At 65.8% G+C, this 26,827-nt stretch carries 25 protein-coding genes and 1 riboswitch; of the genes, 13 read left to right on the top strand and 12 right to left on the bottom strand.

Going from position 1 to position 26,827, the window contains the following annotated elements:
* The first annotated feature begins 51 nt into the window (after window positions 1–51).
* Complete coding sequence (locus tag HTY61_RS02405) at window positions 52–837, top strand: TSUP family transporter (protein ID WP_175275294.1); 786 nt, start codon at window positions 52–54, stop codon at window positions 835–837.
* On the opposite strand, the gene HTY61_RS02400 is transcribed toward HTY61_RS02405, so the two are convergent.
* The 5 genes from HTY61_RS02400 to cobN all read right to left on the bottom strand — a co-directional run bounded on the left by HTY61_RS02400 (window position 834) and on the right by cobN (window position 8,113).
* Window positions 834–1,799: a hypothetical protein gene (locus HTY61_RS02400; RefSeq protein ID WP_210268621.1), complete on the bottom strand. Its 966-nt coding sequence runs from the start codon at window positions 1,797–1,799 to the stop codon at window positions 834–836. The genes HTY61_RS02405 and HTY61_RS02400 overlap by 4 nt on opposite strands.
* A gap of 147 nt (window positions 1,800–1,946) precedes the next feature.
* On the bottom strand, window positions 1,947–3,215 hold the full coding sequence (locus tag HTY61_RS02395) for an NAD(P)/FAD-dependent oxidoreductase (RefSeq protein WP_246272898.1): 1,269 nt from the start codon (window positions 3,213–3,215) through the stop codon (window positions 1,947–1,949).
* Window positions 3,216–3,366: 151 nt separating this feature from the next.
* Complete coding sequence (gene cobO, locus HTY61_RS02390; RefSeq protein WP_175275292.1) at window positions 3,367–3,993, bottom strand: cob(I)yrinic acid a,c-diamide adenosyltransferase; 627 nt, start codon at window positions 3,991–3,993, stop codon at window positions 3,367–3,369.
* 12 nt (window positions 3,994–4,005) lie between these two features.
* Window positions 4,006–4,425 (bottom strand): GNAT family N-acetyltransferase, encoded by a 420-nt coding sequence (locus HTY61_RS02385; RefSeq protein WP_175275291.1) that lies wholly within the window; start codon window positions 4,423–4,425, stop codon window positions 4,006–4,008.
* Window positions 4,418–8,113 (bottom strand): cobaltochelatase subunit CobN, encoded by a 3,696-nt coding sequence (gene cobN, locus HTY61_RS02380; RefSeq protein ID WP_175275290.1) that lies wholly within the window; start codon window positions 8,111–8,113, stop codon window positions 4,418–4,420. Before cobN ends, HTY61_RS02385 begins: the two co-directional genes overlap by 8 nt.
* A 100-nt stretch (window positions 8,114–8,213) precedes the next feature.
* Here cobN and HTY61_RS02375 point away from each other — a divergent pair, with 100 nt between their 5' ends.
* A complete protein-coding gene (locus tag HTY61_RS02375; protein ID WP_175275289.1) occupies window positions 8,214–8,600 on the top strand; it encodes a DUF1761 domain-containing protein in 387 nt (128 codons plus the stop codon).
* Window positions 8,601–8,619: 19 nt separating this feature from the next.
* Here the strand turns inward: HTY61_RS02375 and cobW are convergent, their stop codons facing one another.
* Both cobW and cobU read right to left on the bottom strand, forming a co-directional pair.
* Window positions 8,620–9,675: a cobalamin biosynthesis protein CobW gene (cobW, locus tag HTY61_RS02370; RefSeq protein WP_175275288.1), complete on the bottom strand. Its 1,056-nt coding sequence runs from the start codon at window positions 9,673–9,675 to the stop codon at window positions 8,620–8,622.
* A gap of 3 nt (window positions 9,676–9,678) precedes the next feature.
* Window positions 9,679–10,218, bottom strand: coding sequence for a bifunctional adenosylcobinamide kinase/adenosylcobinamide-phosphate guanylyltransferase (gene cobU, locus HTY61_RS02365; RefSeq protein ID WP_175275287.1), 540 nt, complete (start codon window positions 10,216–10,218; stop codon window positions 9,679–9,681).
* Between the two features lie 106 nt (window positions 10,219–10,324).
* A riboswitch (cobalamin riboswitch) is annotated at window positions 10,325–10,551 on the bottom strand.
* A 149-nt stretch (window positions 10,552–10,700) separates the two neighbouring features.
* Between cobU and HTY61_RS02360 the strand changes: the two genes are divergently transcribed.
* Entirely contained in the window at window positions 10,701–11,558 is an 858-nt protein-coding gene (locus HTY61_RS02360) for a GGDEF domain-containing protein (protein WP_175275286.1), read from the top strand.
* On the opposite strand, the gene HTY61_RS02355 is transcribed toward HTY61_RS02360, so the two are convergent.
* Window positions 11,555–13,018, bottom strand: coding sequence for a cobyric acid synthase (locus HTY61_RS02355; protein ID WP_175275285.1), 1,464 nt, complete (start codon window positions 13,016–13,018; stop codon window positions 11,555–11,557). The two genes, HTY61_RS02360 and HTY61_RS02355, sit on opposite strands and share 4 nt — an antisense overlap.
* A 487-nt stretch (window positions 13,019–13,505) precedes the next feature.
* Between HTY61_RS02355 and HTY61_RS02350 the strand changes: the two genes are divergently transcribed.
* The gene (locus HTY61_RS02350; RefSeq protein ID WP_175275284.1) at window positions 13,506–14,069 is read left to right on the top strand and encodes a DUF922 domain-containing protein; all 564 of its coding nucleotides are present in this window, start codon (window positions 13,506–13,508) and stop codon (window positions 14,067–14,069) included.
* A gap of 9 nt (window positions 14,070–14,078) precedes the next feature.
* Here the strand turns inward: HTY61_RS02350 and HTY61_RS02345 are convergent, their stop codons facing one another.
* A complete protein-coding gene (locus HTY61_RS02345) occupies window positions 14,079–15,464 on the bottom strand; it encodes an aspartate aminotransferase family protein (protein WP_175275283.1) in 1,386 nt (461 codons plus the stop codon).
* A gap of 451 nt (window positions 15,465–15,915) precedes the next feature.
* On the opposite strand from HTY61_RS02345, the gene HTY61_RS02340 reads away from it, so the two are divergent.
* The 5 genes from HTY61_RS02340 to HTY61_RS02320 all read left to right on the top strand — a co-directional run bounded on the left by HTY61_RS02340 (window position 15,916) and on the right by HTY61_RS02320 (window position 20,553).
* Window positions 15,916–16,176 (top strand): hypothetical protein, encoded by a 261-nt coding sequence (locus HTY61_RS02340; protein ID WP_175275282.1) that lies wholly within the window; start codon window positions 15,916–15,918, stop codon window positions 16,174–16,176.
* An 82-nt stretch (window positions 16,177–16,258) separates the two neighbouring features.
* Complete coding sequence (locus HTY61_RS02335) at window positions 16,259–17,311, top strand: AraC family transcriptional regulator (RefSeq protein WP_175275281.1); 1,053 nt, start codon at window positions 16,259–16,261, stop codon at window positions 17,309–17,311.
* A 72-nt stretch (window positions 17,312–17,383) separates the two neighbouring features.
* Window positions 17,384–17,902, top strand: coding sequence for a TRAP transporter small permease subunit (locus HTY61_RS02330; protein ID WP_175275280.1), 519 nt, complete (start codon window positions 17,384–17,386; stop codon window positions 17,900–17,902).
* A gap of 12 nt (window positions 17,903–17,914) precedes the next feature.
* Complete coding sequence (locus HTY61_RS02325; protein WP_175275279.1) at window positions 17,915–19,459, top strand: TRAP transporter large permease; 1,545 nt, start codon at window positions 17,915–17,917, stop codon at window positions 19,457–19,459.
* 29 nt (window positions 19,460–19,488) lie between these two features.
* A complete protein-coding gene (locus HTY61_RS02320; RefSeq protein WP_175275278.1) occupies window positions 19,489–20,553 on the top strand; it encodes a TRAP transporter substrate-binding protein in 1,065 nt (354 codons plus the stop codon).
* Between the two features lie 65 nt (window positions 20,554–20,618).
* On the opposite strand, the gene bmt is transcribed toward HTY61_RS02320, so the two are convergent.
* Entirely contained in the window at window positions 20,619–21,635 is a 1,017-nt protein-coding gene (gene bmt, locus HTY61_RS02315; RefSeq protein WP_175275277.1) for a betaine--homocysteine S-methyltransferase, read from the bottom strand.
* Window positions 21,636–21,871: 236 nt separating this feature from the next.
* Between bmt and HTY61_RS02310 the strand changes: the two genes are divergently transcribed.
* From HTY61_RS02310 to HTY61_RS02295, 4 genes are read left to right on the top strand one after another with little or no spacing between them, the layout of a single operon-like run.
* Window positions 21,872–22,216, top strand: a complete 345-nt coding sequence (locus HTY61_RS02310) for a hypothetical protein (protein ID WP_175275276.1) — start codon at window positions 21,872–21,874, stop codon at window positions 22,214–22,216.
* Between the two features lie 53 nt (window positions 22,217–22,269).
* Window positions 22,270–23,460 carry a COG1470 family protein gene (locus HTY61_RS02305; RefSeq protein WP_175275275.1) on the top strand — a complete coding sequence of 397 codons (1,191 nt, stop codon included), beginning with the start codon at window positions 22,270–22,272 and terminating at the stop codon, window positions 23,458–23,460.
* 8 nt (window positions 23,461–23,468) lie between these two features.
* Window positions 23,469–24,395, top strand: a complete 927-nt coding sequence (locus tag HTY61_RS02300; RefSeq protein ID WP_343045207.1) for an ABC transporter ATP-binding protein — start codon at window positions 23,469–23,471, stop codon at window positions 24,393–24,395.
* The gene (locus HTY61_RS02295) at window positions 24,385–25,338 is read left to right on the top strand and encodes an ABC transporter permease (RefSeq protein ID WP_175275273.1); all 954 of its coding nucleotides are present in this window, start codon (window positions 24,385–24,387) and stop codon (window positions 25,336–25,338) included. The genes HTY61_RS02300 and HTY61_RS02295 overlap by 11 nt, the downstream gene beginning before the upstream one ends.
* A 90-nt stretch (window positions 25,339–25,428) precedes the next feature.
* Here the strand turns inward: HTY61_RS02295 and HTY61_RS02290 are convergent, their stop codons facing one another.
* Both HTY61_RS02290 and HTY61_RS02285 read right to left on the bottom strand, forming a co-directional pair.
* Window positions 25,429–26,097, bottom strand: coding sequence for a dienelactone hydrolase family protein (locus tag HTY61_RS02290; RefSeq protein WP_175275272.1), 669 nt, complete (start codon window positions 26,095–26,097; stop codon window positions 25,429–25,431).
* Between the two features lie 64 nt (window positions 26,098–26,161).
* Complete coding sequence (locus tag HTY61_RS02285; RefSeq protein ID WP_175275271.1) at window positions 26,162–26,827, bottom strand: class I SAM-dependent methyltransferase; 666 nt, start codon at window positions 26,825–26,827, stop codon at window positions 26,162–26,164.

Below are 26,827 nucleotides of genomic sequence, written 5' to 3'. Positions count from 1 at the left end.
GGCGCTTGCGCAAATCGCGTCCCTGTGATCTAGCGGCCGAGGATACGCATAATGTTCGAACTCGCCCCCGACATCGTCGCCCTTCTGGTCATCGCCGCATTCGCGGCCGGCTTTGTCGATTCGATTGCCGGCGGCGGCGGCCTGATCACCATCCCGGCGCTGCTGCTCGCCGGGGCGCCGCCCGTTACCGCGCTCGGCACCAACAAGCTTCAGGGCATGTTCGGCGCGGCGTCGGCCACATGGAGCTACGCCCGCAACGGTCATGTCCGGCTCGCTCAGCAGATTCTCCCGGCCGTTCTCGCCTTCGCCGGCTCGATCCTTGGCGCGCTGACCGCAACAATCCTGCCGGGCGAAATCTTCGGCGCGGTGCTGCCTCTGTTGCTTGTCGCCATTGCGGCCTATTTCCTGTTGCGCCCCGGCCTCGACGATATCGACCGCGCCGAGCGAATGCGCCCGGCCCTGTTCTCCATGACGATACCGCCATTGATCGGCTACTATGACGGCCTGTTCGGACCCGGGACAGGCTCCTTCTTCATGCTCGCCTTTGTCGCGCTCGCCGGCTTCGGATTGCTGAAGGCGACGGCGCACACGAAACTCCTGAACCTCGCCTCCAATGTCGGAGGCCTCGTCCTGTTTGCCGTCGCGGGAGCGGTCTACTGGAAAGCCGGCCTGCTCATGGGCGCGGCGCAATTCGCCGGCGCGAATCTCGGTTCCCGCGTCGCCATGAAAGGCGGCGCCCGGGTGATTAGGCCGTTGCTGGTGATCGTCTGTCTGGCGCTCGCCGCGAAACTGGCGAGCGATCCCGCCCACCCGCTGCGAGTCTGGATCGGATTCTAGCGCAGCCCGCGCCGGCCGAACGGTTTGGCGGTGGCCGGCCTTGTGCGACGTTCCTTTCCGTCCCACGCCGGCCTGGCCACCTTGGGCTGGACATCGAAACCGCGCGAAGAAGCGGCCTCGTAGCCCGGTTCGACCGCCCGGCGTACCTCCAGCGAGATATGGTCTTCCGGGATATCCGGTGTGGACGTGAGATGCCTGACGACGATCGCGTCGCCATCCGGCGTCGCATAGGTCGCCTGGTGCGCCGGATAGCCACCATTGTTCTGACAGTGGGCAATGAAACCGTGCAGGGTGCGCATGACCCAGTCGACCGGAACAGGCGCTTCCTCGAGCACGACTTCCTTTCCGAGCAGATCGAACGCACCGCGCGTCGACGCTCCGATGGCACGCACGCCCTCAATTTGCCGGTTGGAGGAAAATGGCGTCACGCGCACGAACAAGGCGACAGGTTCCGCCTCCATGGCCCTCAGGAACATGTCGGGCCTGTACAGCATCTCGCAGCCCTTCCAGTGGATCGCAGCCGGCATGGCGATGCTGCATATGGCGGCGGTTGCCTGGCCGGCCAGGAGATTTCGACCGTAGCTTGTATTCGCGGATCGCATGCCAAGTCCCTTGGCCACTGCGTCGTATTCGGTCTCGACGCGCAAGACCACCTGCGCGTCATGGGCGCGCAGGACGCTCTCGGCATCGGGAAATGTCCTGTGCAGCATCGGCCAGTCGAGCGCCTCGAAACAGGCCGATACTTTCCTGATGCGCCTGCCTGCAGTGACGGTGACGATGCATCCGCGTGTTTGCAGCTTGATACAGCCCGTTCCGTCGGCCGCTTCATCGTTGAGCGGAATGACCGGTGTGCCATTCAGGAAGGGAGCGAGACCGGTTATCAGAACCTCGGGGTCCAGTCGCGGGAACTCGCCGAACACCAGCGTGGCCTCGCTCGCCGTTTCGAGACCGGATCTCTTCATTCGAGATACAAAGTTCATGTCCGCTAGGGTCCCGGCGAATGAGGTTCGCTGGAATCGACGGTACGCGACCACGGTCACCGTCCGGTTAAGATTTCCCCCGCAATTTCGCGCATTCATGCCGTGGCGCCTCTGCGCCGGGAAACGGCCTCACCTGCCGCCCTGACCTCGCATGAAACGCAGCGCGCTATAGGGTGCCGGATCGCAATATGGCGTCTCGCCCGTCATCAGCTGCGCCGTCAGTTGGCCCGTCGCCGGACCCAGCGTGAAACCATGATGGGCATGGCCGAAATGCAGCCACAGGCCGGGCATGCCCGGCGCCTCGCCTATGACCGGCAGCATGTCCGGGAAGACCGGCCGCGCGCCGAGCCAGGGTTCCTCGTCGACGCTGTCGCCTAGCGGGAAGAGTTCGCGCGCCTTCGGCAGGATGCGGCGCAACTGGTTCGGCGTCTTCGGCGCATCCTGGCGCGCGAATTCCGCGCCGCTTGTCAGCCTGATGCCGCGCTCCATCGGCGCCAGGACGAAACCGTATTCAGTGTCGAGCACGGGCCGCGTGAGCCGGGCATTCCCGGACGGTGCGAAATGCTGATGATAGCCGCGCTTGACGCCCATAGGCAGCTTGAGACCCGCCTCGTCCAGCAACCGTTTCGACCAGGGCCCGAGCGTGACCGCGACGAGTTCCGTGGAAAGTTCGGGTCCGTTGGTCGTCACCACCCACTTGCCCGCGCGCCTCGTGATGCCGGTGATCTCGGCGCGGATGAATGTCCCGCCCAGCTTCTCGAACAATGCCGCGTAGGACTTGACCAGGGCGCCCGGGTCGCGGCAGGTCCACGGATCGCGGTAGTGCAACGCACCTTCCAGGCGAGTGGTATCCAGGTCCGGCTCGAGAGAGGCAAGTTCCTCCATGGAAACCATGCCCGCGTCGAGTCCCAGGTCGCGCAGTTCGCGGGCTTCCGCCTCCGCCTCGGGAATCGGGTCCCCGTTGCGGAAAAGCCGGATCCAGCCGCGCTTTGCCACGAGGTCGGACGAACCGGCCTCCTCCATCAACGCCTGGTGTGCCTCCAGGCAGTGCGCGAATATCGGTATGTTCGCGGCAAGCGTCCGCCGTGCGGTTTCCCGGTTCGATGCCAGGAAATAGCGCCACAGGAACGGCGCCACCGCCGGAAGCGACGATATCTGGTAGTCGGCATCGGTGCGCAACTTCAGCGCCACCTCCACGACCGACCGCAGGTCGCGCGGAAACAGGTAGGGATGAATGCCTTCGCGCTGGATTATTCCGGCATTGCCGAAACTGGTTTCCTCGCCCGGCCCGCGCCGGTCGACCAGCGTGACGGCGCAGCCGCGCTTGAGCAGATGAATCGCTGTTGCGACCCCCGCCATGCCCGCGCCAAGGACGAGTACATCTTTCCGGTCTGACACCTTCGCCTTTCCTTCCCTGCGGCAGTTGATCAGGCAGGGCGAGACTGGAATCCCGGTCGCTCGATTGCAACCGGAAAAACGCGTTTGCTACCGGCAAACAAGGCAGCCGCGCGCGACCGCGGCCGGACGAAACGGGACCTGGCCTGCAGTCTCAGTATTCGACGCCGATCTGCGCCTTGATACCGGAGCGGAAGGGATGCTTGACCAGTTCCATTTCGGTCACGAGGTCGGCCACCTCGATCAGTTCCTCCGCCGCGTTGCGGCCTGTCAGCACCACGTGCGTCATGTAAGGCTTTTCGGTTTTCAGGAACTCGACCACCTCGTTGACATCCAGATAGTCGTAGCGGATCGCGATGTTGATCTCGTCGAGCAGGACCATGGTGTTGGTCTCGTCGCGGATCAGTTCCTTGGCCTTTTCCCATGCCGCCTGCGCCATCGCGATATCGCGTTCGCGGTTTTGCGTTTCCCAGGTGAACCCCTCGCCCATCGTGTAGAAGGAGCAGATGTCGGCGAAGCGCTCCTTGATCAGGTTGCGCTCCCCGGTCTCCATGCCGCCCTTGATGAACTGCACCACGGCGCATTTCCGGCCATGCGCGATATGCCGGAAGATCATCCCGAAGGCCGCGGTCGACTTGCCCTTGCCCTTGCCGGTATGGACAATGATCAGGCCCTTCTCGTCGGTCTTGGTGGCCATGATCTTGTCGCGCGCGGCCTTCTTCTTGGCCATCTTGGCGGCATGGCGCTCGCTGTCGATTGCCGGCTTCGTCTCGTCGTTCATCGCCCGTCTCCTTCAGGCCAGTGGTTTGGCATACCAGATGCGCTGCGGCGCACCATCCGCCGCAGGCAACCGGCCGATTTCCGTGTAACCGCACTTGGCATAAAATCCCGGCGCCTGGAACTCGTAGGTATCGAGATAGACGCCCGCCAGCCCCAGGTCCCGCGCATGGGCTTCTGCCCTTTCCAACAGCTTTGCGCCGACACCACTGCCACGCGCATTCGGGGCGAGCGCCAGAAGCTCGACATAGAGCCAGCCGAGCATCGTCTTGGCCGAAAGGCCGCCGATGACGTCTCCGCTGCTTTCCGTCGCCTTCCAGTAGAAATTGTCGACGACAAACGGGAGCCCGGCATCTTCCGCATGGGAATTCAGGAGAGCTTCCAGCGTTTCGTTCAGCGCCGTGCCCGTCCCGGCCTCGATTGTGACATCACCCATGTTCGGCTCCCGCCATCTCGTTCAACTCGAACATCGCCGAATTGCTCTTCGGCGTCCACAGTCCCCGCTCGATCGCCTCGCGCAGGCGGTCGGCCATTTCGCGCAGCGCGTCCGGGTTTTTCTCGGCGATGAAGCCACGCACCGTCTCGTCCACGAGAAAGGCCTGGTAAACCGCCTCGAAATGGTGATCGCGCACCGCTCCCGTCGTTGCGGCAAAGGCGAACATGTAGTCCACGGTCGCCGCCATCTCGAAGGCGCCCTTGTAGCCGTGCCGCATCACCCCGGCGATCCATTTCGGGTTGACCACCCGCGCCCGCACCACCCGGCCGATCTCCTCCTCCAGCGTGCGGATCACCGGGCGTTCGGGCCGCGAATGGTCATTGTGATAGACCACCGGCATTTCGCCCTTCAGCGTCTCGACCGCAGCCGTCATCCCGCCCTCGAACTGGTAGTAGTCGTCGGAATCCAGCAGGTCGTGCTCGCGGTTGTCCTGGTTCTGAACCACTGCCTGAATGCCTTTCAGCCGTTCCTCGAACAGCCCGCGCTCGGCGCTGCCCTCCGCCTGCGCGCCATAGGCATAGCCGCCCCACACGAGATAGGCCTCCGCCAGGTCCGCCCTGTCGGCCCAGCCCTTCTCGTCGATCAGCGCCTGCAGCCCCGCCCCGTAGGAACCGGGCTTGGAACCGAAAACGCGGTAGCCGGCCCGCCGCGCCGCTGTCTCGGGGTCCTCGCCCTGTTCGACCAACCGAGCCGCCTCGGCGCGAATTCGCGCCGCGATCGGGTTGTCCGTCTCGTCTTCCTCCAGCGCGCCGACCGCCCGCACCGCCCGGTCGAACAGGGCGATCTGCTCGGGGAAAGCATCGCGGAAGAAGCCGGAGATCCTGAGCGTCACGTCGACACGCGGCCTTCCCAGCTTGGCGACCGGCATGATCTCGAAACCGGTCACCCGGCGCGAGATGCCGTCCCAGACCGGTTTCGCGCCGATCAGCGCCATCGCCTGGGCGATGTCGTCGCCGCCGGTGCGCATGTTCGACGTACCCCATGCCGTCAGCCCGAACGAGACGGGCCATTCGCCATGATCCTGCACATGGCGCGTGACCAGCAGTTCGGCCGATTTGCGTCCCAGTTCCCAAGCCGTCTCGGTCGGCACGGCGCGGCTGTCGACGGAGTAGAAGTTGCGCCCCGTCGGCAGCACGTCCGGGCGTCCGCGCGTCGGCGCGCCCGACGGCCCCGGCTCGACGAACCGTCCGCCCAGCGCCGCCATCAGCCCGTCGATTTCCGCTTCGCCACAGGCTTCCACCGACGGGCGCAATACCGCGTCGATCCCGTCCAGAACCGTCCGCGTGCGCGCCCACTCCGACGGGCATTCCGCCTCGCCGCCGACGAGTTGAGCCGCCAGCAGCTCGATCCGCTCCACCGTGTCGCCAGCCGTCCGCCACGGGTCGGCGGAAACCGCCCGGAGCATCTCCGGCCTCGGCCCGTTCCACGTCTCGCCCATGGCACAATCGAGCGGGTCGAAACCCAGCGAGAGATCGTCGGCAATCGCCCGTTGCAGGCTGTTGTCCGCGCCATCGCCGAGGCCGCGCGGCACCCGCGCCAGCGCGGTGACGAGATCGGTCAGCAGCCGCCCCTCCGGCGCGAGCCCAAAAATATGCAGCCCGTCTCGGATCTGCATTTCCTTCAGGTCGCACAGATAGGCATCCAGCTTTTCCAGCGCGGCATCGGTTTCGTCGTCCTCCGCGATCCCCGCGTCATGGTCGAGTCCGATGTCGCGCACGAGGTCGAGAATCCTCCTCTTGAGCACCTTGAGCCGGCGCGGATCGCCGCCCGACGCCTCGTAATACTCATCGACCAGCGCCTCGAGATCCTTCAGCGGCCCGTAGCTTTCCGCTCGTGTCAGTGGCGGCGTCAGGTGATCGATGATGACGGCGCTGGTGCGGCGCTTGGCCTGCGTACCCTCGCCCGGATCGTTGACGATGAACGGATAGACATGCGGCAACGGGCCGAACACCGCCTCCGGCCAGCAGGTCTCCGACAGCGCCAGCGCCTTGCCGGGCAGCCATTCCAGGTTGCCGTGCTTGCCCATGTGGACGACCGCATCCACCTCCGCCACCGTTCGCATGTAAGCGTAGAAGGCGATGTAGCCATGCGGCGGCACCAGGTCCGGCGAGTGGTAGCTTTCCTTCGGATCGATGTTGTAGCCGCGCGCCGGCTGGATGCCGACCAGCGTATCGCCGAATCGCGACAGCGGCAGCGCGAACACGCCGTCGCGAAAGAACGGATCGTTCTCCGGCGCCCCCCAGCGTTCCGCGACCTGCTCCTGAATCGCTTTCGGAAGCGTCGCGAGGAAGTCCCTGTATTGATTCAGGGAAATGGCTTCGCGGATTTCGCGCGCATCCGAAGCCGCATTGGTCGGTCCCTTCTTCATGTGCTCGATCAATGCGTCGCCATCGGCAGGAATCTCGCCGACCGGGAATCCCTCCCTTGCCATCGCGCGCAGCACCTCGACGGTGCCGGCGGGCGTGTCCAGCCCAACCCCGTTGGCCAGCCGGCCGTCCCGGTTCGGGTAGTTGGCGAGGACGATGGCGACCCGTCTGTCCGCGACCGGCTTGCGCCTCAGCCGCACCCATCGCGCCGCCAGCTCGGCCACGAATTCCGTCCGGTCGCCCACCGGCTCGTGCGCCACGACGTTGCACTCGGTCGCCTCGTCCCACGCGTTCGCGCTCTTGAACGAGATTGCCCGCGACAGCACCCGGCCGTCGACTTCCGGCAGTGCCACGTTCATGGCGAGGTCGCGCGCGTTGAGGCCCTGCGGGGAAGCATCCCAGGCCTCCCGCGGCGAACCGGCAAGGACCGCCTGCAGCACGACCGCTCCGCCCTTCTCCAGCACGGTGGGCGTGCGGTTCGCGCCGGGCGCGGACACCGCGAAGCCGGTGAGGTTGATCGCCACGTCCGGCTGGTGCTTGTCGAACAGCGCCTCCACCGTTGCCGCGGAAACCGGGTCCTTCAGGCTGGACACGAAAACCGGCAGCACGCCGAGACCGCGCTTGGAGAGCGCCCTGGCCAGCGCCTCCACCGGCGCCATCTGTCCGGATTGCAGCAGCGCCCGGTAGAACACGATTGCCGCGGTACCGGCCGCGCCCTCTGTCGGGGTGCCGAACACCCCCGCCTTCAGCAGCGGCGCCGCCGCGCCCTCGATCTCGCGTCCAGCCAGCACGTCGCCGCAGGCGTCGAGAAAGCCGCGCGCATTCTCCGCTCCGCCTTCGACCAGGAAACGCCACAGCCTGTCACAGGTCTCGGTCGGCAGTGTGCAGAAGGCGGCAAGGCCCGGATCGGGCTTGTCGTCGCCCGGCAGAACGGCAAGCCGGATGCCGTGCTCCGCCGCGGCGGCGTGGATCGCCTCCAGCCCGTAGGGCCAGTATCCGGCCCCGCCGAGAATCCGGATGACAATGAGCTTTGCGTGCCGGCCCGTTCGCTCCACCCATGTGTCGACGGACATGGGATGTTTCAGTTGAAGCAGGTTGACCAGCCGCAGCGACGGCCCCTCGCCCCGATACGCACCGGCAAGGCTTGCCAGTTCCGTGTCCGCAGCCGAAAGGAAGCAGATGTCGCCGGGCGTCTGGCCGAGATCGATCGCCTCGCCGTCACCGTCCGATACCGTCCCCTTCTGTGCCAGCAGCAGGTGCATCAGTTCATCTCCCGCTGTCAGGTAACGTGTTTGTGAGTTGCTGGCGCACGATACCCGGACTAAGCGTTGATTCAACCAAGGGGTTGAATAGAGAGGGAAAATGGAAGAAATCTCGATGGGCGTCAGCTGGCTCGCAGTCATCGCAGGTGCGGTTGTCGCGTTTCTTGCCGGCTGGCTCTGGTACTCGCCGATGCTGTTCGGCAGGACGTGGGCCTCGGGCCACGGTATCGAGCTCGGCACCGCCCAATCCATGCCATTCGGCGCGATGGCGGCCCAGTTCGTCGGCCTCCTGCTTCTGGCCTGGTTCGTCGGCGTGGCCCTGTCCGGCGGCGGCCTTCTGGTCCTTGTCCTCGCCTTCGCCGCGTTCTGCGTGCTCGCCGCCTCCGGCGGCATGTTCACGAAGAAGCCCGGCGCCGTGATTGCAATCGAGGCCGGCTACTGGATCGTCGCCGCCATAATCATGTACGTCGCCCACGCGATTTTCTGACACCGGTTCCGCCATCGGCTCAGCGGGACGCCGCCGCGATCGCCTCGCGGATGGCAGCTTGATCGATGTCGTGCATGCCGATCACTACCAGCCGGGTCGTGCGCGTCTCGTCCGACCGCCACGGCCGGTCGAAATAGGTCTCGATGCGCTGGCCGACGGCCTGCACCACCAGTCGCATCGGCTTGCCGGGCACGTCGCAGAAACCCTTCAGTCGCAGCACGTCGTGCCGCGCGATGATGTCCTTGAGCCCGGCGACGAAACCGTCGGTGTCCGCAATCGCGCCCGTCTCCGCGACGAAGCTCTCGAACTCGTCGTGGTGGTGATCGTGGTCCTCACCGTTCTCATGCTCCATCTCGTGGTGCGACTTGCGCAGCGCGATCTGGTCCTCGGTCGCCGAATCCAGCCCGAGCAGCACGTCCGCCGGCAACCGCCCGTGGGTGGAGTGGACGATCTTCAGCGGCCGGTCGGTCTGCCCGGCGACATTGTTGCGCACCGCCTCCAGTCGCGCCGCGTCGATCAGGTCCGCCTTGTTCAGCACCACCATGTCCGCGGCGCGGATCTGGTCCTCGAACAGTTCCTCCAGTGGGCTTTCGTGGTCCAGCGCCTCGTCGGCGGCGCGCTGCGCCTCCAGCCGGTCGTGATCGTCGGCGAAGCGGCCTTCCGCCACAGCCGCCGCGTCGACCACGGTGACAACGCCGTCCACCGTCACGGCCGTCTTGATGCCCGGCCAGTTGAAGGCCGCCACCAGCGGTTGCGGCAGTGCCAGCCCCGACGTCTCGATCACGATGTGATCCGGCCGCTCCTCGCGCTCCAGCAACCGTTCCATCGTCGGAATGAAATCGTCTGCCACCGTGCAGCATATGCAGCCATTGTTGAGCTCGACGATGTCCTCCTCGCCGCAGCTCTCGATTCCGCATCCCTTCAGTACCTCGCCATCGACGCCGAGATCGCCGAACTCGTTGATGATGAGCGCGATCCTGCGCCCCTGCGCGTTCTCCAGCAGGTTGCGGATCATCGTCGTCTTGCCGGCGCCGAGAAAGCCGGTGATGACGGTGGCGGGAATCTTGGACTGCATGTGTTATCCCTTCATCTTCAGCGGCAATCCTGCCGCAACGAAATAGACCGTGTCTGCAACGCCGGCGACATCCTGGTGCAGGCGTCCGGCATGATCGCGGAATTCGCGCGCCATCCTGTTGTCGGGCACGATGCCGAGTCCGACCTCGTTGGAGATCAGCACCACGGGTCCCTTCGCGTCTTTCAGCGCCGCGCACAGCCTCGCGCTTCGTGCCGCTATATCTGCTTCGGCCATCATGAGATTGGTAACCCAGAGCGTCAGGCAGTCGACCAGCACCGCCCGCTCCTGCCCGGTCGCGCGCGCCAGCGCACCTTCAAGGTCGTCCGGCTCCTCGACGGTCGTCCATTCGGGTCCGCGCCGTGCCCTGTGATGGTCGATGCGCGCGCGCATTTCCTCGTCATGCACCTGCCCCGTGGCAATATAGACCGGTTCCAGCCCGCTGGCGGCGATCATTCCCTCGCCGAATGCCGACTTGCCGGATCGCGCGCCGCCGAGGATCAGCGTCACGCCCGTCGCGGCGGGATGGCTGGTTTCGCTTGGCATCGGACGACTCCTGCATTCGCTTGGCGGTCGCCCCGTTCAGATGCCGGGTCTCTCGATTGACGCCGCATCCGGCTCGAGATCCGGTCCGTTCGGGGGCACCCCGCCCCATCGGCTCGCTGTCATGGCAGGTCTCCTGGCTCATGGCGTTCGTCCGGCACCTGCCTTCCCGGATGTCTCCAGTGGCGCTCCGTGTCGTCCGGAGCTGCGGTGCCGCGCCATTCTACAGTCGCGGGGTCGGCCGTGATTTGGGCGCCCTGGTTGGGTCCGCCCGTCACATTCCCTTTTCGTCCCGGCCGTTGTCGCGGCACGGGAACCATGACGCCTCAGGCATAGGCTTGGCCGGCGACGGAAGTCAATCGCGTTAACGCGTTTTAAAACCCTGTGCGGATAAGGGACGGCAACACCGAACCTTAACCACATCCTATACGATTCTCTTCGGAACGGCATTCGGCTGTACGCAATCTGGCGTTGAGCGCGTAAGAATGCTCAGTCGAAACCCCAGACTGGCAGATATGCTCGAGCGCATCTTCATAGTGCGTAGCGTGGCGGAAGCGATTCGCAGGTCGATCGCTTGGTGCCTCGTGATCGCTTTCATCGCGGTCATCCTGACCGACCCGCTTTTTGCGGTCTTTTTTCCCGATCTGGCGAAGACATACGGGCCGTCCGTCAGGGCATTCGCCTTCGGCATTGCCATACTGGTGTCCGCGCCGATCGTTGCACTGTTCTTCCGCATGTCGCTTCGCATGGTATCCTTCAATGAGCAGTTGAAGGACATGGCACGCCACGACTCCCTGACCGGCCTTCTCAACCGGGCCGCGTTCGAGGAGATCATTGCCGGTCGCGCCCGGGATTCCGGCGATGACGCCTCCCCCGAAGATGCGCTGATCATCATCGACATCGATCATTTCAAGTCGATCAACGACACCTATGGTCACGCCGCCGGCGATCACGTTCTGCGCATGGTGAGTGTCTGCATTGCGGGCAACGTGTTCGAGCGCGACTACGTGGCGCGGCTTGGCGGCGAGGAATTCGCTGTGCTGCTGATCGGCGCCGGTGCGAGCGGCGCAGTCAGGGCTGCCGAGCGCATCCGGTCCGCGCTGGAGGAATGCACGAGTCACTACGAGGGCCGCGTCATCCGCGTCACCGCGTCTCTCGGCGGCGCCCTTTACCCTCGCGGCGCGGCCTATCCGTCCGTATACCGGAGTGCGGACTTCGCGCTCTACCGGGCCAAGGACGCCGGTCGCAACACATGCGAGTTCAACGGCCTGCCCACCGTTCCGCGGAATCCGAAGCCGGGTGCTGAGACGCTGACGGAAGACACGAACCGCGGCATCGCCTAGCCCGCTTTGCCGGCGACTTCCAGCAACCCTTCGATATCGACATGGCGCTGCATGTCCTCGGCGATCGCGTCCAGCGCAGCATCGACGGCTGCGCGATGGTCGCTCCCGGACGACTCTGCGCCGATGCTCTGCAGCCAGGCCGCACGAAACGCCCCGCTGTCGAACAGGCCGTGCAGATAGGTGCCGAACACCCGGCCGCCGACGGCCACCGCCCCGTCGGGCACACCGCCGGCGACAAGCGCCGGTCGGGCGCAGTCCGGCCCGCGGGTGACGCCAAGGTGAATTTCGTATCCGGACACGTCGACGCCAAAGACGGGCGAATGCGCGGTCACGTTCTCCAAACGCTTTTCCGGCGCCATTTCGGTCTCGGTGTCGAGCAGGCCGAGCCCCTCGGTCTCGCGCGGGCCGCCCTCGATCCCCAGCGGATCGCGCACGGTGCGGCCCAGCATCTGGTAGCCGCCGCAGATACCGACGACATGGCCGCCGCGCGCCACGTGAGCGCGGATCTGGCGGTCCCAGCCATTCTCGCGGAACCGGACGAGATCGGAAATCGTCGATTTGGAACCGGGTATGACGATCGCCACCGCATCCTCGGGAAGGCGTTCTCCGGGCCTCACGAACACGATCTCCACCCCCTCCTCCTGCGCCAGCGGGTCGAGATCGTCAAAATTGGCGATCCGGTCCGGCATCGGTACGGCGATCCTGACCCCGCCGTCCTGCCCTGCAGCCAGCCGTTCGAGCACGACCGAATCCTCCGCCGGCAGCCGCGCCGCGTCCCCGAGCCAGGGCAGGACGCCAAATGACCGCCAGCCGGTGAAACGCGTGATCGCCGCCAGCCCGTCGTCGAACAGGCTGACGTCGCCGCGAAACTTGTTGATGATGAAGCCATGCACCGCCGCACGGTCGGTCTCGTCGAGCACGGCGTGCGTGCCGACCAGGGAGGCGATCACGCCGCCGCGGTCGATGTCGCCGACCAGGAGCACCGGAACCTTCGCCCGCGTGGCAAAGCCCATATTGGCAATATCGCCCTCGCGCAGGTTGATCTCGGCCGGCGATCCCGCGCCCTCGACCACCACGATGTCCGCCTCGGCGCTGAGCCTCCGGTAGCTCTCCATCACGCCGGCCAGCAGGTCCGGCTTCATTTTCTGGTAGTCGCGGCCGCCCGCCTGCCCCCGCACCTTTCCGTGCATCACGACCTGGCTGCCGCTCTCGCTTTGCGGCTTGAGCAGGACCGGGTTCATGTGCACCGTTGGCGCGGTGCGGCAGGCAAGCGCCTGCAGCCATTGCGCCCGGCCGATCTCGCCGCCATCGTCGGCGACCGCGGCATTGTTCGACATGTTCTGGGGCTTGAACGGCCTGACGGTCAGGCCGCGGTTGGCGAGCAGCCGGCACAAGCCCGCGACGAGCACGGTCTTGCCCACATCCGAGCCGGTTCCCTGCAGCATGATGGCCTTCGACATGAGCCATCCGCTACCGCATGTATCGCCTTTGGGAAAGCCGTATTGCGCCTGACGGCGCCGCAAACGCCAAAACCGCAGGCAGCGCGGGCGCTGCTTGCGGTTCTCCGGCTGTGCCGGAAACTGGAGCCCGCCATGAAAAGCGACGGATAATTCGAACTCCGGTACGCAGTACCTTCTCCGGAGATGGAGGCGTTGTCTCGCTCGCCTCGCGATGGACAATAGGCGGGAGGAGTTACCACGAGGTTAGTGAGACATTAAGCAAACCTAAATTTCGCAGTTTTTTCAATTAACAATGCCGATTTTCGCCTGACGCAGGGGTAATACGGAATCCGTCCGTTCCTTGCGCGCCCGCGCCGGCACGGAAAACGGCCCGTTCCGGCCCTCGCCATGCCCCGGCACCGCTCCCGGCAGGAATTGGGACTGGCACTCGCCGTCATATGGGCCTACGAGAATATGAAGTGAGGAAATCCGCCGGGCCCGCACACTCATGCAAAAGCGCCACTGGACGCATATCGCTCTTTTCGCCGCCGCGCTCGGCCTGGCCGCCTGCGCATCGACCGCGCCGCGCATCACCACGACCTATTACAACATCAACGGCACAACCGGCGCCGATCTCGATCGCGAGATCGCCGAGAAGGGTCCGCTGAAGGGCCACGCCCTCGCCTCCGCAGCCATAAAGTTCGTTCCGGTCGCCATCTCCTATGACAAGAGTGACGGCAAGTGCCGCTTCCGCGATGCGAAATTCCGCATCGAGGCGAACGTGACCTTGCCGCGCTGGCGAACCCGCGCCTCCACCGATCCCGAACTGCGCACCGCCTGGAAGTTCCTCTCCGCCTACGCACGCGAACACGAGGCGGTCCATGTCGCCATCGCCGAAAAATATGCCCGCAAGATCGGCGAGGAGCTGATGGCCCTTCCCGCGAAGGAAACATGCGACGATCTCGACAAGGCCGCCGAGCGCGTGCTGAAGCGCAACCGGGTCGAGCACAATCGCGAGCAGCTCGCCTTCGACGAGGAGGAACAGCAGCGCCTTGCCGAGCTGTTCGGCTGACGCCCCCTTCTAGCGGCGCCCCTGGCGCAGTTCCTTCTCCGCCGTGTCGAAGGCCTTTCGGATCCTGTCCACGGCCATGTCGATGGTTTCCTTCGTCCAGATCAGCGGTGGCGACATGATCATCGTGTCCATGACGGCACGCATCATCAGGCCGTTGGCGATCGCGTGATCGCGGATGACGACCGGCGCCGAGCCTTCGGGCTGGAAGCGCTCGCGCGTGTCCCGGTCCTTCACCACCTCGATCGCCGCAAGCAGGCCGAAGGTCCGGATCTCGCCGACCATCGGATGGTCGCCGAGTCCCGCCTGCAGGGCTTCGTGCAGATAGGGTCCGGTCTCGTCGCGCACGCGCCCGATCAGGCCCTCGCGCTCGATGATCTCCAGGTTCTTCAGCGCCACGGCGCAGGCCACCGGATGTCCGGAATAGGTGTAGCCGTGATAGAACTCGCCTCCCTTTTCCACCAGCGTGCTGGCGATCCGGTCTCCGACGAGCAGCGCCGACAGCGGCTGGTAGCCCGATGTCAGCCCCTTGGCAGTGGTGATCGTATCCGGCTTGATGTTCATGGACTGGGCGGCGAACCATTCGCCGGTGCGTCCGTAACCCGTGATCACCTCGTCGAGCATCAGCAGCACGTCGTGCTTGTCGCAGATGCGCTGGATTTCCGGCCAGTAGCTCTCCGGCGGGATCTTCACGCCGCCCGCGCCCTGGATCGGCTCGCCGATGAAGGCGGCGACATTCTCCGGCCCGGCCTCGAGGATCGCGTCCTCGACCGCCTTCGCCGCACGCAGGCCGAAATCGTGGTCGCTCTCGCCGGGATTGGCCAGTTCGAATGCGTAGGGGCACATGACGTGGCGTATGTTCGGCACGGCGCCGTATAGCTGCTCGCGCATCGCCGCCATGCCGCCGAGCGAAGTCGCGGCGACAGTGGAGCCGTGATAGGCCCAATCCCGCGAAATGATGATGTTCTTTTCCGGCTTGCCTTCCAGCGCCCAGTAGTGGCGCACCAGCCGCAGCGCCGTGTCATTGGCCTCGGAACCGGAGGAGCCGTAGAACACCTGGTTGATGTGATCCGGCGCGATCTCGGCCAGCTTCTGCGCCAGCAAGGTCGGCGTCGGCGTCGTGCAGCGGAAGAAGGCATTGTAATAGGGCAGCTCGCGCATTTGCGCGGTCGCCGCCTCGACCAGTTCCTCGCGGCCGTATCCGGCATTGACGCACCAAAGCCCGGCCATGCCGTCCAGGATCTCGTTGCCCTCGGTATCGTAGACGAAGGGCCCGTCCGCGCGCGCTATGACACGGGTTCCGGCCTGGCGCAGGTCCTTGTGGTCGGTGAAGGGATGCAGGTGGTGCGCGTTGTCGATCGCGCGCAGCTGTTCGGTCGAGTAGTTCTTGTAAGTCATCGAAACCTCCTGGAAATTCGTTCGGGTGACGCCTCTCGGGCGCCAGATGGTGCTCAGGAGGTCCCGTGGGGCGAGTAGCCGATGCGTGCGCAAAGCAGCAGCAGGTCGCTGTGCCGGGTGCGCGATGTGGGTATCGGGATCATGCCCGGAAATTAGCAGGCATTCGCCGCCGTGCAAGACGGAACCTTGCCCCGGAATCGCTCCCGCACGCGGCCTTTGCGGCAACGCGGGACTTGCGCCAGGCCGCTGATTCGCCAAGCACCGCAACCTCTTGGCGGCGGGCGCCGCGCAACCGCGTTTCCCGCCTGCTCGATTTCGAAAACCTCTGATCGATTCCGAAAATCGTTTGGCGATTCCGAAAACAGCGCGGCACGACGGCACGCGGAATCCCATCTCCCCGGCAACGCGATACGGCGAGTGCCGTACGCGCCCGGAATGAAAGGATGAAACGATGAAACGCCAGTTGAACACCATGCGCATCGCCGCGGCCGCCCTCCTTGGACTGGCCGCCGTCGCAATGCCGGCCAGTGCCGATGAATACCCGCAGGACCGCCAGGTGGTAACGGACGCCATGAATACCGGCTCCATTTCCTCCCTTGATCGCGCCTGCAATCCCGACGATCCGAACGCGGACATCGTCTGCCGTATCACCAGGGGCAACCCGGACCCGAAGTTCCCCTCCGTCCCCGTCAATCCGGCTTTCGGACTCTGATTTCCCTCGCAAGGGGTGGAGAAATGCAAGCGGCGCCCGCCGGTATCTTTTCGGAGGCCGGCGGGTCACCTATCTAGAGGGCATGGAGTCCGAATCTTCCTCCCTGATTCTTCTGCTGGAATTTGCGCTGCGCGGCGGGACGACCGGGATCGGCCTGTTGATGGCGGGCCTGCTGTTCTCGGTCCGGCCGGTATGTGCGACCACGTTTCTCGGCGGCTTGTTCGCAATCGGCGCGGCCGTCTACGCCATGATATCCGCTCCGGCCATCCAGGAGGCGGTCGGCGCGGCCTACGCGCCGCTCAGGCTGTTTGCCATGCTGTCACCGGCCTTCTTCTGGCTGTTCATCATGGCGATGTTCGATGACGATTTCGAATGGAAGGCCTGGATGGCCATTCCGCCCGCGACGATCGATCTGGTCCACCTGGCGGCCCTTCCCTTCCCCGACGCGGCACATGCCGCGCGGGTGGCCCATGTTGCCATCGTCATCGTCCTTATGGCCCACGTCCTCGTCCTCACCCGCCGCAATTTCGGCGACGACCTCGTTGCCGCACGGCGCCAGTTCACGACCATTGTCGTCGTGCTCGTGCCGTTGGTGTGCCTTACCATCGTCGTGGTCGCGACCTACGAGATGCTCGAATTGCGCAGCACCGTGGCCTCGCCCATGATTGCCGCCATGCTGTTCGCCGTCGCCGCGGCCTTCGGCTTCGGCATTTCCGGGATCCGCAAGTCTCTGATTCCGGAGACGGGACGCCCAAGGCCGCAGCCCGAGGCCGTCAGCTCGGCGGCCGACCGTCACGACCTCGCCCGCCTCGAGAAGCTCATGGAGGAGGGTATTTTCCTGCATCCCGGCCTCACCATCGGCGAACTGGCGGGCCGCCTGGACATCCCGGAGCACCGCCTGCGCCGCCTCATCAACAAGGGGCTCGGCTACCGCAACTTCGCCGCCTTCCTCAACGATCACCGCATCGAGGAGGCGAGGCGCCGCCTGTCCGACCCGCAATCGGCGCGCGAGCAGATCACCGGCCTCGCCTTCGATCTCGGCTATTCATCGCTGGCACCTTTCAACCGCGCATTCCGCGAGCGCATGGGCATGAGCCCGTCCCAGTTCCGCGAAAAGGCGCTGCAACAGGCCTGATCCGGATCGGCGACGCATTGACGGATGCATTTCGGGATGGTTGGACTCGCCAACCATCAAGACGGGGCGTCCATGCGGCAGCGTATACTCTTCCTGTGTTCCATCCTCGACCGCTTCGCCAGCGCGGTCTGCGTTCTCGCGGCATCAATCCTCGTGGCGGCGGTCCTGGCAATCGTCGTGCTGCGCTACGGCTTCGGCACGGGCTTCATCCGTCTGCAGGAACTGGCCGGATACGCCTTCGCGGTCCTGCTGATCTTCGCCATACCTGTCTGCCTTGCCCGCGACGGCCACGTGCGCGTCGAGATCCTTTCCGAGGCGCTCGGCGACCGCTATCTCGCATGGGCCGATCGCGTCGCCCTCGTCCTTTTCCTTGTTCCGGTATTCGGACTGGTCGTGTGGGCCTACTGGCCCGAACTCGCCTACAGCTGGTCGATCCGCGAAGGTTCCGTGGAAACGGGCGGCCTCGGCGGCCTGTTCATCGTCAAGACCGCCCTGCCCGTCGCCGCCGCGCTGACGATCGCGCAGGGCATAGCCGCCGTGCTTCGCCCGCGCCGGGCCGGTGCGGCACATTCCGGACAGGACGCACTCTAGGGGATTGATCGCTTGACCGCCCAGGAAACATTCCTTCTCCTGATGGTATTCGGCCTCTTTGCCGGCATCCTCAGCGGCATTCCCGCCATGCTGGCGATTTCCGGCGTGCCGCTGGTCACCGCCGTGATCGGCCACTTCTTCGGCGTTTTCGACCTCGGTTTCCTCTCCTTCTTCCCCGCCCGCATATGGGGCATAATGACGAACAACCTGCTGATGGCGGTGCCGCTCTTCGTCCTCATGGGAGTCCTTCTGGAGCGTGCGCGCCTTGCCGAGGATATGCTCGGCGTTCTTGCACGCATGATGGGCGGCAGCGCCCGGGGAATGGGGCTTTCGGTGCTGTTTTTCTCCGCGATGATCGCCGCGGCCACGGGCATCATCGGCGCCACCGTCGTCATGCTCGTCCTCGTCGGACTGAAGCCGATGCTCGATGTCGGCATCTCGAAACGCCAGGCCTCCGGCCTCATCTGTGCCTCGGGCACGCTCGGCCAGATCATCCCGCCGTCCATCCTGCTCGTCCTGCTCGGAGACCAGATCGGCAACACCTATCTGGAAGCCCAGCAGAAAGCCGGCAATTTCGCGCCGCTTCCCGTCTCGGTCGGCGACCTGTTCGCAGGTGCCCTCATGCCCGGCCTCGTCCTGGTCGGGCTTTACGCCATCTATCTCGCCGTGTCCCTGCGCCCGGCAAAGGATGCTCCGCCGCCTCCGGCGGCCGATCGCGTCTCCCGCGCAGAGATCGCCTATACCTTCCTGCCGCCCATGCTGCTGATACTGGCCGTCCTCGGCTCGATTCTCGGCGGCATCGCCACGGCCACCGAAGCGGCCGGGCTCGGCGCGGTCGGCGCATTGCTGCTCGCCGCCTTCAAGTCCGCCGCGAGCCGCGCCGAGCGTCGGCTGATCGTCGCCACGGGGCTGGCCGCCTTTGCCCTTGTGGCCTTGCAGGTGGCGGGCTTCGGCCGGTCGGGCGCGGGAAGCCTCGCGGGGCTCTTCGCGATCGCCGCGGGCGTCCTGATCGCCGTCGGCACCGTCGCGTCGGCCGTTCGGCTTTGGCGCCGTCAGACGCTGCTGCCCTCGTTGATGGACACGATCAGGATTTCCGGCATGGTCTTCGGCATCGTGGTCGCGGCGTCACTGCTGTCTCTGGTCTTTCGCGGCTTCGGCGGCGACCGGATGGTGACCGAGTTGCTCGCCCATCTGCCCGGCGGTCATGTCTCCGCGCTTGTCATCATCATGCTGCTGGTCTTCTTCCTCGGCTTCATCCTGGAAGCCGTGGAAATCATCTATGTCGTCGTCCCGCTGCTCGGCCCTGCCGTGCTTGGCACGGACATTTCGCCGGTCTGGTTCGCCGTTCTGATGGCCATGAACCTGCAGACCTCGTTCCTCACGCCGCCATTCGGTTTCGCGCTGTTCTATTTCCGCTCCGCGGCGCCGCGAAACATCACAACCATCGACATTTACCGCGGTGTCGTGCCATTCATCGTCCTGCAATTGCTTGCGCTTGCCATACTTGCGGCATATCCGCCGCTTGCAACCTGGCTTCCGCATGTGATTTTTGGTTAGGGAATCCGTTCAACCGATTGGGAGGCAACATGAAACGCAGAACGTTCTTGACAGGTGGCGCAGGTGTCGCCGCCGCATCCACACTTGCCGCGCCGGCGATCGCGCAGGGCAAGATCCAGTGGAACATTGCATCTGCCTTTCCAAAAGCCGCGCCGGGCGTCGGCACCAACGTCACCCGCTTCGCCGAGCTCGTCGGCCAGATGTCGGACGGCCGCATCGAACTTACGGTCTACGGTGCCGGCGAGCTGGTTCCGCCGCTCGGCGTCGAGGACGCGGTCCAGCAGGGCAACGTTCCCGTCGGTCACGGACCGACCTATTATGCCGCCGGCAAGAACCCGGCGCTGCACTGGTACACCGGCGTGCCCTTCGGCATGACTTCCAACGAGCATGTCGCGTGGCTCAAATGGGGCGGCGGGCAGGAGATCTGGGACGATATCTACGCCCAGCGCAACCTGAAGCCGTTCTACAGCGGCAACTCCAACACCCAGTCCGGCGGCTGGTTCAAGAACCGCATCGAGAGCCTCGACAGCCTCAAGGGGCTGAACATGCGCATTGCCGGCCTCGGCGGCGAGATGTTCCGCAAGCTGGGCGTCAATGCCGTGCTCATGCCGGCGACGGAGATTTTCCAGGCCCTGCAGTCCGGCGCCATCGACGCCGCCGAATGGGTCGGCCCGATGCTCGACCAGGCCTTCGGCCTGCAGAAGATCACCAATCTGTGCTACGTGCCGGCCTATGCCGAGCCCGGTGCCGGCGTCGCGGTCGTCTTCAACAACGATGCCTGGGCGGAGCTTTCGCCTGATCTCCAGGCGATCTGCAGCGCGGCCGCCTCGGCCGCCGCGCTCGAGATGCACGCCCAGTTCGATTACTTCAACGCCCAGGCGATGCAGCAGCTCAAGGAATCCGGCGTGGAATTCCTCAGCTTCCCGGACGATGTCGTCGAGGCGATGCGTGGCGCTTGGGAAGAGGTGAAGGAGGAGCTCAGGAGCCAGAGCGACGACGTGGCGACCGTGCTGGAAAGCTACGATGCCTTCCTCGGCCAGGCCATCGCCTACTCCGATGCCATGACCGGCCCGATGCTCGCGGGTCGCGGCTAGGCCCCGGCCCTGTCAATGCAACGCAAGCCCTCCCGGCCCGGCCGGGAGGGCTTTTTCTTTCGGGATCAGCCGCGCCGCCGGCCGCCGCGCCGTTCGCGCCGCGCCGAGCCTGCACCGGGCGTGTCGGCCGCCCGGTTCTTCAGCGGCCCCACCTTCGCCACCACGTCGTCGAGCGTCGGCCGCGCGCCCTTCTGGTGATGGTCGAGCGCCTCGCGCATCGCCTTGAGATGGTCGCATGACGTGCCGCAGCACCCGCCGATGATCTTCGCGCCCGCGTCGATCGCCAGGTGCACATATTCCGCCATCAGTTCCGGCGTGCCGGAATAGACGATTTCGTCGCCCTTGAATTTCGGAATGCCGCAATTGCCCTTGACGATCAGCGTGGCGTCCGGATTGGCCCCGCTCATGTCGAGCAGCGACGACAGGATGTCCGGCGCGCCGACGCCGCAATTGGCGCCGAGGGCCACCGGCTGCTCCGGCTCGTTGGCGACGACGCCGAAAATGTCCTTCGGCGAGAGTCCCATCATCGTCTTGCCCGCCGTGTCGAAGGAGGCGGTGAACGTGTAGGGCATCCCGGCCGCGATCGCGGCTTCCGCGGCGGCCCGGATCTCGTCGGGCGACGACATGGTCTCGATCCAGGCTATGTCCGCGCCGCCGGCCTTCAGGCCCTCGATCTGTTCCTTGAACGCCTCGACGGCCCCCTCGAAGCTGAGCGCGCCGAGCGGAATCAGCAATTCCCCGGTCGGGCCGACGGAACCGGCAACGATCACCTTGCGCGGCGCCTTGTCGGCCACCGCGCGCGCGATCTCGGCTGCGCGCTTGTTCAGCTCGAACACCCGGTCCTGCGCGCCGTGCAGCTTGAGCCGGTGCCGCGTTCCGCCGAAGGAGTTCGTCAGGATGATGTCCGACCCCGCATCAACGAAATCCTGGTGAAGCTTGGTGATCCGCTCCGGATGGTCCACGTTCCAGAGCTCCGGCGCGTCGCCGGACATGAGTCCCATCGCGAACAGGTTGGTGCCGGTCGCCCCGTCGGCAAGCAGCACGCCTTTTTCGGCAATCAGGTCGGAAAGCGGATTGGACATGGTATACCTCGGTTGCAATTCACATAACGATATAAAGAAGCGATTATATCGCCGCAACGACGAAATTGCGTCCGCCGCAGGGCGGTGCTCCAAATCGGACACCGTTTCAAAAAATTGCCCAAATTGCGGCGTGGATACGACCGGCGCGAAGCAGGACGGCCTTGAGCCGGCCTCGATTGTCCGAAGAATCCTAGGTGCGGCTGGTGGGCTCACGCGGGAAAAACACGATTTCTTCGGTGACCGGCATTCTCGGATGCCTGGTTTCGGCTGTTTTTCAGCTGGCCCTTGCGCTCGCGCCGCTGGAAGCGCTCGCTTCCGACACCAGCCTGGAAAGCTTCGCGGCAAGTTCCCATTCCGGCCTTCGTCCTCGCGACGGCCTTGTCGTCGGCGGCCCAGAGCCGGTCCGGGAGGTTCCGGGCCTGGCGCACAGGCCCGCCGCGCTGGCCGCCGCGCAGGACCGGCCGGACACCCGGGATTTCCTCGGATCGGTTTGCATCGCGGCGAACGTGCCGGCCGTGGTCGCCGGCGCGCACGCCCATGCCTGGCAGGGCCGCGCTCCGCCTTCCACTTCGTTGTCCTGATTGTCCATAGCGCGCGGCGTGTCCGCGCCGGCTAGTCATGAAACGAGGAAAAAATGAACGCAAACACCCGCTTGTTTATGGGTGCGCTTGTCGCATGCACCCTGCTTGCAAACGCGCCTGCTCATGCGCAATCCGATACCGCCGCCGACGGCGCCCCGCGCCCGCACGGCTTCTGGCTCACCACGCCGACCCCGGAATTCACCGCCGGTGCCGGCAAGACGATCACCCTTCCGCTGGACATCCTGAACTACACCGAGGCGCCGCAGCGCGCCCGGCTTGAGCTGTCGGGGATCCCGGAGGGCTGGGAATGGTCCATCCGCAGCGGCGGCCGCGAGGCAACCGCCGCCATGGTCGCGCCCGGCGAAACCGGCAGCATGACGCTCGAGCTGACCCCGCCCGCCGGCTCCGCGCCGGACACCTACGACCTCGAGCTGGTCGCCGAATATGGTGACGGCACTGCCGGCCTGCCGATCAGCCTGACCATCTCGGAGGACGCGGAAAGCGGGGCGACGCTGGAGCCGGAACTGCCGGCAATCCGCGGTAGCGTGAAGTCCACCTTCCAGTACAAGATGAAGCTGACGAATGAAGGCGGCGAAGACGCGCTGTTCAATCTCGCCGCCGACGTGCCGCCGGGCTTCCGCACGACGTTCAAGCGGGGTTACGGCTCGGAGGAGATCACCGGCATTCCGGTCAAGGCCGGCGAAACGGAGAACGTGACGCTGGAGGTCAAGCTCGACAACTCCGTCGAGGCCGGCGAATACCCGATCCGCGTGACCACCGTGGCCGGCGACGTGGAGGCATCGACCGACCTGGCGCTTGAGGTCACCGGCTCGCCCGAACTGAACTTCCGCGGTCCGCAGGACAGGCTGTCCGGCACGGCCGTTGCCGGCAAGGAATCCTCCTTCGCCTTCACCATTGAGAACACCGGCAGCGCGCCGGCCCAGTCGGTCCGCTTCAATTCCACCGCGCCGAGCGGCTGGACCGTGACCTTCGATCCCGAGGAGATGCCCGAGCTTGCGCCCGGCGACAGCCGTGACGTCAACGTGACGATCAAGCCGACCGAGAAGGCCATTGCCGGCGACTACATGGTCACGCTGCGCACCCAGGCCGACGGCACGTCCGAGAGCGTCCGGTTCCGCACCACGGTCGAGACCTCGACCATGTTCGGCCTCGCGGGCATCGGTGTCATCGGCGCCGCCGTCATCGTTCTCGCCTTCGCCGTCATGAGGTACGGACGTCGATGACCGGGCACGTGATCGAAGCAACGGGGCTGACCAAGCGCTACAACGGCACCGCCGTCGTCGATGGCATCGACCTCACGGTCGAGGAAGGCGAGGTTCTGGGCCTGCTCGGCCCGAACGGCGCCGGCAAGACGACGACGATCCTGATGCTGCTTGGCCTCACGGAAGCCTCGGGCGGGACCGTCCGCGTACTCGGCAAGGATCCGGTGCGCGATCCCCTCGCCGTCAAACGCGAGGTCGGTTACCTGCCCGACGCGGTCGGGTTCTACGACAACCTGACCGGGCGCGAGAACCTGCGCTACACGGCACGCCTCGGCGGACTGTCGCCCGCCGAGGCCGACAGCAAGATTGACGCGGCGCTCGCCCGCGTCCGTCTCGACGGGGTTGGCGACCGCCGGGTCGCCACCTATTCGCGCGGCATGCGCCAGCGTCTCGGCCTTGCCGAGCTCCTGATGCGCGACAGCCGCGTCGCCATCCTCGACGAGCCGACCTCCGGTCTCGACCCGCAATCTACGGAAGAGCTCCTCGAGCTGATCCGCACCTTCTCCCATGACGGGATGACGGTGCTGATCTCCTCGCACATGCTCGACGTCGTGCAGTCGATCTGCAGCCGGGTGGCCCTGTTCAACAAGGGACGCATCGGTTTCGTCGGAACGGTGGCGGAACTCGCCGACCGCGTCGCCGACGGCGCCTTCCATGTCGAGCTTGGCGCCGAGGGAGCCGACGTCGCCGGTATCGCCGGCGAACTGGACGGCGTCAGCGGCGTGGCGCAGACCGGGGATGGCCAGTGGGCGATCACCGCCTCGCGCGATGTCCGCGACGAGCTGGCGCGCCGGATCGTCGAGGCCGGCGGCGCGCTGAGGAACTTGGCGGCCCGCCGCCTCTCGCTCGGCGAAGCCTACAATCTGTTCTTCAGGGAGGCTGCAAATGAAGCGTGAAGGTTCACCGCTCAAGGGCGTGACCGCCATCGCCCTCAAGGAGGCGGCCGATCACATGACCAGCGCCCGCATGCATCTCATCATGCTGCTGGTCCTTCTCACCGCCGCCGGCGCGGTCTACGCGGCGATCGAGCAGATCAGGGCGACGACGTCGGAAGACCCCTATCTGTTCCTGAAGCTGTTCACGGTGGCGCGCGAGCCGCTGCCGTCATTCGCCTCCTTCATGGGCTTCCTGTTGCCGCTGGTCGCGATCGCGCTTGGCTTCGACAGCGTCAACGGCGAGTTCTCGCGGCGCACCATGAGTCGCATCCTCGCCCAGCCGATCTACCGGGACGCGGTGCTGTTCGGGAAGTTTCTCGGCGGCATGCTGGTCATCGGCATCGCCCTGCTGACGCTGTGGCTGCTGATGACCGGGCTCGGCATCCTGCTGCTCGGCCTTCCGCCATCCGGCGGCGACTTGGCGCGCAGCCTTGCCTATCTGGCGGCGACGCTGATCTATTCCGGTGTCTGGCTGGCCCTGTCGCTGGCCTTCTCGACGGTCATCCGGACGCCCGCCACCTCGGCGCTCGCGGCCCTGTCGGTGTGGCTGGTCCTCTCGATGTTCTGGTCGATGATCGCGCCCTTCATCGCCGCGGCGATCTCGCCGGCCGATCCCTTCGATCCGGTCAGCGTGGTCAATGCCTTCGAGACCCAGCTTGCCGTTTCCCGGGTGTCGCCCGCGACGCTCTACGGCGAGATCGCGCGGATGCTTCTCGACCCGGCATCGCGCTCGGTCGGGCCGGTGTTCCTCGGCCAGTTGCAGGGCGCACTGGTCGGCGCGCCGCTGCCGACGTTGCAATCGATCCTGATCGTCTGGCCGCAGATCTCGGGCCTGGTTGCCGCGATGGTGCTGCTGTTCACCGGCGCCTACGTGTTCTTCCAGCGCCAGGAGGTCCGGGCCTGACGGTTATTCGAAACCCTGCCCTTCGGGGCAAAGAAAGGGCCGGGGCGGCTGCCGCCCCGGCCCTTTCCGGTCCGGCTTGCGATGCATCCGTCAGCCGACATGCGCCGCAAGAAAGTCCATTGTCCGCCCCCAGGCGAGCTTCGCCGCCTCCGGGTGATAGCTCGGCCGCGCGTCGCAGTTGAAACCGTGTCCGGCCCCCTCGTAGACGAAGATCTCGACATCCGGTCGCTTCGCCTTCACGGTCTCGACATTGCTCGTCGGGATGCTTGGATCCTCGGCGCCGTAGTGAAGCTGCGTCGGAATACGCGGCTTCTCGTCCGCCATGCCGGCGATCCGCCCGCCATAGAAACCGACCGCCGCAGAAAATCCCTCCAGCCGCGTTGCCGCCGCGAAGGCGACGGACCCGCCGAGGCAGAAGCCGACGATGCCGACCTTTCCGGCATCCGCCAGCGCCGCGCGCGCCGCGTCCGTGTCGCGCAGGAAGGCGTCGAAATCGGGATCGGCGATGAAGCCCCGCGCCCGCTCGACTTCCTCCGGCGAGTAGCCGGATTCGAAATCCCGCTCCGTGCGGTCGAACAGCGCCGGCGCGATCGCGGCGTAGCCATCCGCGGCCAGCCGGTCGCAGATCGACCGAATATGCGAATTCACGCCGAATATTTCCTGGATGACGACGACGCCCCCGCGCGGGCTTCCCGCCGGGTCGGCACGGTATGCGCCGAGCGTGTGGCCGTCGGATGCTGTCAGGGTGATTTTCGGCATGGTTCGGGCTCCTCGCTTGGAATGACGCCCTGATAATGCATCGGCACCGCGCGGTGCAACGGCCTCAGCGCCGAATCACCCCGTAGCGCGCATAGTCGCGACACAGGCTCTCGAAGCGAAGCGTCGCCCCGGCGTCCTGCGCGGCTTCTGCCATGCCCCGCTCCAGCTCCTTGCGCGGCTCGACGTGGAACTTCGCCAGCCATCCCTGCAGCCCCGCACGGAACCAGCCCGGCAGCCGCTCCTGCTGGCCGAAATCGACGACATGCAGCGCGCCGTCATCGGCCAGGTGCCGCGCCGCCTCGGCAATCGCCGCCCGCCATGGCGGGATCATCGAAACGGCATAGGAAAGAAATATCCTGTCGAACGAGGCAACGCCGAACAGCGCCTGCGGGTCGAAACCGGTGGCGTCGGCCTGCGCCAGCACGATGCGGTCCGAAAGCCCGGCCCTGTCAATATTACGGCTCGCCTGCTTCAGCATTTCCGATGAAATGTCAAAGCCGTAGAGGCTCGACTTCGGATAGCGTCTCGCCGCGACGATCAGGTTGCGCCCGGTGCCGCAGGCCGCCTCCAGTATCGTCGTCCCCTCGCCCGCCGCGAGGTCCGCGATCAGCCGGTCGCGCCCGAGCAGGTAGTATTTCCGGGTCAGGTCGTAGACATGGCGCTGGTTGCGGTAGATCGCGTCCATCAGCCTGCCGTGGGCCTCGCTGTCCTGCTCCGTCACCCGCGCCAT

This window comes from Oricola thermophila, assembly GCF_013358405.1.
Lineage (GTDB): Bacteria > Pseudomonadota > Alphaproteobacteria > Rhizobiales > Rhizobiaceae > Oricola > Oricola thermophila.
Note: the sequence above shows the minus strand (reverse complement) of the source record. Positions and strands in the feature narration are given on the sequence as shown.

Excerpts from the sequence above, each read along its gene's own strand:
- HTY61_RS02345 (WP_175275283.1), bottom strand. The coding sequence starts at position 15,464 with ATGACTTACAAGAACTACTCGACCGAACAGCTGCGCGCGATCGACAAC.
- HTY61_RS02360 (WP_175275286.1), top strand. The coding sequence starts at position 10,701 with ATGCTCAGTCGAAACCCCAGACTGGCAGATATGCTCGAGCGCATCTTC.
- HTY61_RS02305 (WP_175275275.1), top strand. The coding sequence starts at position 22,270 with ATGAACGCAAACACCCGCTTGTTTATGGGTGCGCTTGTCGCATGCACC.
- HTY61_RS02285 (WP_175275271.1), bottom strand. The coding sequence starts at position 26,827 with ATGGCGCGGGTGACGGAGCAGGACAGCGAGGCCCACGGCAGGCTGATG.
- HTY61_RS02320 (WP_175275278.1), top strand. The coding sequence starts at position 19,489 with ATGAAACGCAGAACGTTCTTGACAGGTGGCGCAGGTGTCGCCGCCGCA.
- HTY61_RS02385 (WP_175275291.1), bottom strand. The coding sequence starts at position 4,425 with ATGGGTGATGTCACAATCGAGGCCGGGACGGGCACGGCGCTGAACGAA.
- HTY61_RS02290 (WP_175275272.1), bottom strand. The coding sequence starts at position 26,097 with ATGCCGAAAATCACCCTGACAGCATCCGACGGCCACACGCTCGGCGCA.
- cobO (WP_175275292.1), bottom strand. The coding sequence starts at position 3,993 with ATGAACGACGAGACGAAGCCGGCAATCGACAGCGAGCGCCATGCCGCC.
- bmt (WP_175275277.1), bottom strand. The coding sequence starts at position 21,635 with ATGTCCAATCCGCTTTCCGACCTGATTGCCGAAAAAGGCGTGCTGCTT.
- cobW (WP_175275288.1), bottom strand. The coding sequence starts at position 9,675 with ATGCAGTCCAAGATTCCCGCCACCGTCATCACCGGCTTTCTCGGCGCC.
- HTY61_RS02340 (WP_175275282.1), top strand. The coding sequence starts at position 15,916 with ATGAAACGCCAGTTGAACACCATGCGCATCGCCGCGGCCGCCCTCCTT.
- HTY61_RS02295 (WP_175275273.1), top strand. The coding sequence starts at position 24,385 with ATGAAGCGTGAAGGTTCACCGCTCAAGGGCGTGACCGCCATCGCCCTC.
- cobN (WP_175275290.1), bottom strand. The coding sequence starts at position 8,113 with ATGCACCTGCTGCTGGCACAGAAGGGGACGGTATCGGACGGTGACGGC.
- HTY61_RS02350 (WP_175275284.1), top strand. The coding sequence starts at position 13,506 with ATGCAAAAGCGCCACTGGACGCATATCGCTCTTTTCGCCGCCGCGCTC.
- HTY61_RS02335 (WP_175275281.1), top strand. The coding sequence starts at position 16,259 with ATGGAGTCCGAATCTTCCTCCCTGATTCTTCTGCTGGAATTTGCGCTG.
- HTY61_RS02375 (WP_175275289.1), top strand. The coding sequence starts at position 8,214 with ATGGAAGAAATCTCGATGGGCGTCAGCTGGCTCGCAGTCATCGCAGGT.
- HTY61_RS02355 (WP_175275285.1), bottom strand. The coding sequence starts at position 13,018 with ATGTCGAAGGCCATCATGCTGCAGGGAACCGGCTCGGATGTGGGCAAG.
- HTY61_RS02405 (WP_175275294.1), top strand. The coding sequence starts at position 52 with ATGTTCGAACTCGCCCCCGACATCGTCGCCCTTCTGGTCATCGCCGCA.
- cobU (WP_175275287.1), bottom strand. The coding sequence starts at position 10,218 with ATGCCAAGCGAAACCAGCCATCCCGCCGCGACGGGCGTGACGCTGATC.
- HTY61_RS02330 (WP_175275280.1), top strand. The coding sequence starts at position 17,384 with ATGCGGCAGCGTATACTCTTCCTGTGTTCCATCCTCGACCGCTTCGCC.
- HTY61_RS02400 (WP_210268621.1), bottom strand. The coding sequence starts at position 1,799 with ATGAAGAGATCCGGTCTCGAAACGGCGAGCGAGGCCACGCTGGTGTTC.